The organism is Bacillus sp. GMs2/2, assembly GCF_050172095.1.
Lineage (GTDB): Bacteria > Bacillota > Bacilli > Bacillales > Bacillaceae_G > Bacillus_A > Bacillus_A cereus.
Map to the genome: position 1 here is coordinate 1 of NZ_JBNLYE010000197.1, position 7446 is coordinate 7446.

A 7446-nucleotide genomic window follows, 5' to 3' on the forward strand; every position below is an offset into this window, starting at 1 on the left:
TTTATATATCTGTAATAATGCGTTTGATCAGACATATAATTAGAAAGATTATACGTAACTTCTTTTTGGTCTTGGAAATCATAGAGTTTTACATTTTTTAGTTGTGCTAATTTAGTGTATACTTCTTTTTTAAATAACATATTTTCCTTTGTATGCTTTGAGTCGTTTTTATCCATAACTACGTGATATGTTACTGGATATGGCGCATAGAAAAATGTAAATTGCACTTCCGGGTTTTGTTTTACAAGTTCAATAATATTAGAATCAAAAGATTTAAGCATTTGTTCATGATACCAACCATCGCTGATTGATTGATGAGATGTTCCATCAACAACCCTTTTAGCTATATCTGCTGAGAATTTTGGCTCGTCATCTCCAAATTTGTATAGCCAATGGGGATCCTGTGGAGATTTTGTTGGATCTAGTTTTAATTTCATATTCTGTAATGCTACTTTTCGAGAATACGGGCTAATTAAATATTGGATATCATTCAACTTATTTGTATCATACATGTAAGTTGGAAATGGTGAAGCACCTTCTGATACCCATTCAGGTTTTCCAGAGAATGAATATAAATTAAGTTCCCAAATAATATTTTTAACAGTTTTTGAATGAGTAGCTAACTGGGCTGTCATATGTTGTTCCCTAGCTGTTGAACCTGGAAGAGAGCCATTAAAGCTGGTAGTATGAAGTAATTTGTTAGCGTCAGGTTCAAGGAAGTTTCTTCCCATAGAAGTTCCTACAAATAAGGTATCATAATCCATATGTTTAATAAGTCCAGGCATTTGATAGCGTTCAGTAGCATAAAAATAATCGTTCTTCTTAAATTTATATACATATAATGGGTCAAGCTTATAAACAATAGAGCAAATTATTCCAGATAAAATGAAAAGGAATATAATAAACCAACATATAAAACGTTTATACATATTTTTCACCTACGGTTATTAGAAATTAAAGTATAAGAATGAACTTACACGATTTAAATACATCAAAGAAAGTATAAACATGCTAGCTAATGCAAGAGCATAAATCGGTTTTGGATGGAAAGATTCTAATTTTTCTATAGAATTTTTTGTAAATAATACAATAGCGGTTCCAATTGCTAGGTATAAAATAGTTTGGAAGTTAAAGTGATCACCAGTCACTTGGAACGGGAATAAATTACAAATTGAATAAATTAAATTATCCATTATAGACACACCAGTTAATGTTTCTGGACGGAATTGAATAAGTGCTGTTTGGATGTGTAAGTAATTTACGTTGAACATGCGATTTAACATAGTTAATGCATCTTCTACAGAAGTAGCTCTGAAGAACACCCATGTTACATGTACAAATCCCATTGTTAAAATCCAAGCAATTAATTTAGGTATTTTTCCACCTAAGTTTTTAAATAATCGATGTATTACAATAGCTAATCCGTGTAAAACGCCCCAAATAACAAACGTCCATCCAGCGCCATGCCAAATTCCACTTATAAGAAAAATTGTAAATAAATTTAAATAAGTACGAATTTGCCCTTTTCGACTCCCACCTAATGGAATATATACATATTGAGTGAAAAATCTTCCTAATGTCATATGCCAACGTCTCCAAAAATCTTGAATACTTAAAGATTTATAAGGAGAAAAGAAGTTAATTGGTAGTATAATGTTGAATAACAACGCTGCACCTATTGCCATATCACAATATCCACTAAAATCAAAATACAGTTGTAATGTATATGCAAGTGATGAAACCCATGCATCGGTCGTAGATAGTTGATTTACATTGCTAAAGCCAAAATCAGCCCATTGTGCTAGTGAATCAGCAATTACTACTTTTTTAGTAAGACCAATTCCGAATATGTAAAGTCCTTTTGTAATATTTTCAATATTCGGGCTCCTTTTGGATTCATCTTGAAATTGAGGAAGTACCTTACTATGATGGACAATGGGTCCTGCAATAAGTTGCGGGAAAAACGTTACGAACAAGCAAAAATCAATAAAATTAAACTTTGTTAATTCCCTCTTATAACAATCTACTAAAAAACCTATCTTTTGGAAGGTAATAAAACTAATGCCTAAAGGCAGTAATAATTTTAATAAAGGTACATCAGTTCCAAATAGGGTATTTATATTATCTAAGAAGAAGTCAGAGTATTTAAAGTATCCCAGTAATGATATGTTAAATACTAAACCAACTATTAAAAATACTTTTCGGGTTTTTTGATTAATTTTTTGTATAATTTGTTGGCCTATAAATGCGTTTGTAAATAATGAAACTCCTATTAGCAATAGGTATTTCACCTCAAAATATGCATAAAAGTAAAGGGACATACCTACTAAAAAAAGTTTTGCGAAATTTTCGTTAACTTTTTGCAATAGGAAATATCCAATTACTGCTATAGGCAAGAATAAAAGCATAAATTCAAAAGAATTAAAAAGCATAATATAGCCCCCAGCATTAATAAAATCTTACTCTATAAAAAACGTGACAACAGAACAAGATGTTGTCACGCAAGGTATAGTATAGCATAAAATATGGATAAAAATCTTATATCTATTAATTTTTATTTTGAGACCATTCTTCTACATTCCAAACTTTTGTAATCCAATCTTCATAGAAGTCCGGTTCGTGACATACAAGGAGGATTGTTCCTTTATATGCTTTCATAGCCTTCTTAAGTTCTGCTTTTGCTGTAACATCAAGATGGTTTGTCGGCTCATCAAATAGTAGCCAGTTACTTTCTTCACCCATTAGTTTACATAAACGAACTTTTGCTTGTTCTCCACCACTTAATTGACTTAATGGGCGAGAAATATGTTCATTTTTTAATCCGCATTTTGCTAACATCGCACGAATTTGATGCTGGTCTAGGCCAGGGAATGTATTCCATACATCATCAATTGGTGTTATATTGTCAGCTTTAACCTCTTGCTCAAAGTATGCAGGCACTAAGAAGTCCCCAAGGCTTGTTTTACCGCTTAAAGGTTTAATTTTACCTAAGATTGTTTTTAGTAACGTTGATTTACCAACACCGTTGCATCCAACAATAGCAATTTTTTCACCACGTTCGATTGTCATTGAGAGCTTTGGTAGTAGCGGATGTGTATATCCGATTTCTACATTTTCACCTTCAAAGACGAAGCGACTACTTGCACGACTTTCTTTAAATGAGAATTCAGGTTTAATTGCTGTTTCGGGGCGATCAATAAGTTCCATACGATCAAGTTGTTTTTGACGACTCTTTGCACGGCCTGTCGTTGAATAACGAGCTTTGTTCTTTGCAATGAAGTCTTCTTGCTTTTTGATAAACTCACGCTGCTTTTCATAAGCGTTTATATGTTGATTTTTATTGATTTCTGCTAGTTCTAGGAATTTTTCATATGTCGCTGTATAGCGTGTCATTTTTGTGAATTCTAGATGGAAAATAACATCAACACATTTGTTCATAAATTCCGTATCATGAGAAATCAATAAGAATGCATGTGGGTATTCTTTTAAATAATTTGTTAACCAATGAATATGTTCAACGTCTAAATAGTTAGTAGGTTCATCAAGCAATAACACTTCTGGCTGTTCAAGTAATAGCTTTGCAAGCAATACCTTTGTACGTTGTCCACCACTTAGTGCTGAAACATCACGATCTAAACCAATTGCATCAATTCCAAGACCACGTGCAGCCTCTTCAATTTTCATATCTAGTAAGTAGAAACCACCTGCTTCAAGTGCATCTTGTATTTCTGCCATTTGCTCAAGAAGTTCTTCTAGTTCTTCTGGTGTAGCAGTTCCCATTTTTTCTGTAACTTCATTTAAAGCTTTTTCCTTTTCGAATAACAGTAAAAATGCATCCGCTAGTACGTCACGAATTGTACGCCCAGGCGTTAAAACAGTATGCTGATCTAAGTAGCCGTAATGTGTGCCCGGTGTCCATTCTACGCGACCTTGGTCATGAATAAGCTGACCAGTAATGATATTCATGAATGTTGATTTACCAACACCGTTTGCACCAACTAATCCAACGTGCTCACCTGCTAATAATCGCATAGATACATCTTTAAATAATGTACGATCGCCAAATGTATGTCCTAATTTTTCAACTGTTAATAAGCTCATAGTATCCTCCGTCCAACTTGAAATAGTACCTTGAATCATGATACTAAATTCTTTCATATAATGCTATCATTTCAAAATGTATATATTTTCAAAACAAGCTAATGTACAAATGTTTATTGCTTATTTCCCAGACCTTTATGGTCCAAATGCAGAAAGCACACTTGTCCATCATACATTAAAGGCAATACTTGCAAATAAAATATCTAGCTTTGTTGGAGATAAAAAGATTGCCCGTGAATATATTTTCACACCAGATGGTGCAAAAGCAATGGTTGAATTAGCTTCACATGATGAGGCCTATGGACAAAATTGGAACATACGAGGTTATGGTGTCATTACAGGTGAGGAAATGATTCAACACATACGGGAATTAACGGGATATACCAAATGAATAATAACTGTAAAAAGAGGAATGATCCAGTTCATTGGTCTGTTTGATAAGCAGATGAAAGAATTTGTGGAAATGCTATATTTGACGGAAAAACCAGTTGTATTAAGTGGAGAGAAATACGAGAAATGTATTGGAGAGTTACCAAAACTTCTTATTATGATGGGGTAAAAGAAATAATTATGTATATGAAAAACAGATGTAAATAAAGAAGTTAAGTTCCTTTTCATGATTTTGAAAAGGAACTTAACTTTATACTACCTTTTTACCTAATTTTTGTTTTATAAACCCTAAAACGAATCCACGTATTTGAGGATCAATTACAATTCCAATCATACCGTATAGTATACCAGTAAGAGTTAAAGCAATTAGTGGCGGTAAGTTGATTAATGCAATTCGGTATATACCGTAACTAATAATAAAGGCCAAGGAATTAAATATAATTCCTTTAACTAATAATTGCATGCCTTTACGAATAAAGAGGGTAAATCCGATTAATAGTGTAATTTCGGTAAGGATAGCTGCGACAGCTGCCCCCATCATTCCATATTTACTACCTAATACAATATAACCTATGATCGCAACAACTAATCCAATAGTCATTGTTGTTGCACGTTTCCATTGCTGGCCAATCGTTGTTAAATTATCGGCTAGTGGATAGTTAATTGATTGTAAAATAACCATAAACGCTAGAATAGCAAGAGCGTCACCGGCGGGAGCGTATTCTTCTCCTAATAAACTAACAATCCAGAAACTTGGATCAGCAATAAAGGGGATAGAAATTCCCATTCCTAAAAAAGACATAAGTTTTAATTCAAAACTTGATAATTTTCTATGTTCTTCAATATTTTTCTCATTACCAAAAGCAAACAGCCTTGGATAAAAGGCAGCTGCAATTACCCCAGGTATTTGATATAGTACAGCAGGTATTTTAGATGCAGCACCAAAGAATCCAACTTGATTATACGTTGAAACCTTTTCTAATATAATAGGGCCCAATTGTGGTAAGAGCATAATGATGATTCCATTGATTGTGAAAATAAGTAGTTGATCTAAAATGCCTTTATCCCAACCCTTATGGACTTTCGTATAACGTATTGTCATTATAAAGGCGATAACACCTGTTACAAGACTAGATACCCCATACATGGCAGCAACCATCATAAGTGACCATTGGAAAGACATCCCTAGTAATAGGGCAGCAGCAGCTGTTACACCTTGTAGTACAGAAATAATAGCTGTAAATTGCATGCGTTCTGTTACTTGGAAGTAAGCCATTCCAACACCTTGTAAAGTTGCTCCAAACATTGTTGGCAGAACAACCCAATATACCATCGCACGTAAGTAAGCATCGGGATAGAAGAACTGGGCAAAAATAGCGAAAAGTACAGAAATTACGATAGCTAATATTAAACGAATACGTAAATAACTACTTATTAGCACGCTAATATTAGCATCGCTTCTCGTTCCTTCACGCATAAACGTATGTGTCAAACCTGCATCTGTAAAGTAACAAATAACAGCTGAAACTGCTAACGCAGTTGTAAACATACCGTAATCACTTGGAGAAACATATCTTGCAAAGAAAATTGTTGCAATAGCCAGTACAAAACGGACAGTAATGTTTCCTACAAAGAGGTAGGATGCGTTTTTTAGAATTTTATTTGTTTTCATGGGAAAAGACCTTTCTATTCTTTAGGACCCGGTTAGCTTGTCCTATTTGTAAATTTGATTTGTTCACAGAAAGAGAGAGTATCGTTATATTTTCAGGTTAAGAAAACAGAAATTTAATTCGTACAAACCAAAGCATTGCATATAGTTTTTTACTACGTTTTCCATTCTTTGAATAGATTTTACGGCAATATTTCTTTATATCTTTTTTGATTAATTGAACTTGTGATTTATCTAATTGAGAGTTTCCCTTAATATATATACAAGCGTTATTGATGACTGTATAAGGGAATAAATAAGTCTCAAGAATCTCAATAAGTGACTGAGGGTCTTTTGTAATGAAATCTTGAGATTTATTATGTACCCAATCTTTCATACGATTGAATACTTCCAACTCTTTTGTCGTTTTTAATTTATAATCTTTATACTTAGAAGAAAGATTTCCTTCTGATAAGATTCTATAATATGTTAAATATTCATCGATATAGCATACATTTGTCACACTCATTAGTTTAAATAAAAACTCTAAATCTTCGCCCCAACTACATCCTGGTGTAAAACGAATGTTATGATCCATTACGATGGATCGTTTGAAAATCCAAGTACTTGTTTGAGCAACAACTTGATGTGTTAGGAATGCTTTTGCCATATCACCTTTAATAAAGTTTGTTGTATGTTCAACCTTCTCGCCTGTTTCTTCGTAAAAATTCATATAACCACAATAGCACGCGTTCATTTCATTTTTATGCATACTTTCGACTTGCTTCTCAATTTTGGTTGGATGCCATAAGTCATCACTATCAAGGAAAGCGACATATTCTCCGCTAGCATTTTCGATACCTGTATTACGGGCTACCGAAACACCTTGGTTTTTTTGATGAATGTATTTTACTTGCCCTGGATATTTTTCAGCAAGGTTTTTCACAATAGAAGGTGATTGATCTTTACTTCCATCATCTACAATTACAATTTCGATATTTTTATATGTTTGATCTAGTATTGACTGCATCGTTTCTTCAATATATTTTTCTGTGTTATACAGAGGTATGACAACAGAAACAAGTTGCTTTTGTTCCATCATAGAATTTTTATCTCCTCAAGTTTTTTATGTCTTGCATCATATATACAAGCCTTTTGAAAGGAAGAAGATTACAAGAACATCTGTATAAGTTTAACGCATATAAACTTTGTAAATCAACTTTCTATTAAAAAGGTAGCGGGAAATGAGATTCTTATGGTTAATTCTCGTATTTTAAACAGCTTTAACATGTCTATTGCTTATAAAT

At 33.1% G+C, this 7446-nt stretch carries 5 protein-coding genes and 1 pseudogene; 1 reads left to right on the forward strand and 5 read right to left on the reverse strand.

The window, feature by feature from the left end:
* The 3 genes from ACQGS6_RS19640 to ACQGS6_RS19650 form a co-directional block, all read right to left on the reverse strand.
* Positions 1–929 (reverse strand): hypothetical protein (locus tag ACQGS6_RS19640; RefSeq protein WP_426965459.1); only part of this gene is annotated, 929 nt, incomplete at its 3' end.
* Positions 930–947: 18 nt separating this feature from the next.
* Positions 948–2432, reverse strand: coding sequence for an MBOAT family O-acyltransferase (locus ACQGS6_RS19645; RefSeq protein WP_000898524.1), 1485 nt, complete (start codon positions 2430–2432; stop codon positions 948–950).
* Between the two features lie 115 nt (positions 2433–2547).
* The gene (locus ACQGS6_RS19650; RefSeq protein WP_000055408.1) at positions 2548–4101 is read right to left on the reverse strand and encodes an ABC-F family ATP-binding cassette domain-containing protein; all 1554 of its coding nucleotides are present in this window, start codon (positions 4099–4101) and stop codon (positions 2548–2550) included.
* An 88-nt stretch (positions 4102–4189) separates the two neighbouring features.
* Here ACQGS6_RS19650 and ACQGS6_RS19655 point away from each other — a divergent pair.
* Positions 4190–4698, forward strand: a pseudogene (locus ACQGS6_RS19655) (short chain dehydrogenase); the annotation flags it as partial.
* 43 nt (positions 4699–4741) lie between these two features.
* On the opposite strand, the gene ACQGS6_RS19660 reads toward ACQGS6_RS19655, so the two are convergent.
* Positions 4742–6163, reverse strand: coding sequence for an oligosaccharide flippase family protein (locus ACQGS6_RS19660; RefSeq protein WP_000856133.1), 1422 nt, complete (start codon positions 6161–6163; stop codon positions 4742–4744).
* Positions 6164–6260: 97 nt separating this feature from the next.
* Entirely contained in the window at positions 6261–7241 is a 981-nt protein-coding gene (locus ACQGS6_RS19665) for a glycosyltransferase family 2 protein (RefSeq protein WP_000970516.1), read from the reverse strand.
* Positions 7242–7446: the final 205 nt, after the last annotated feature.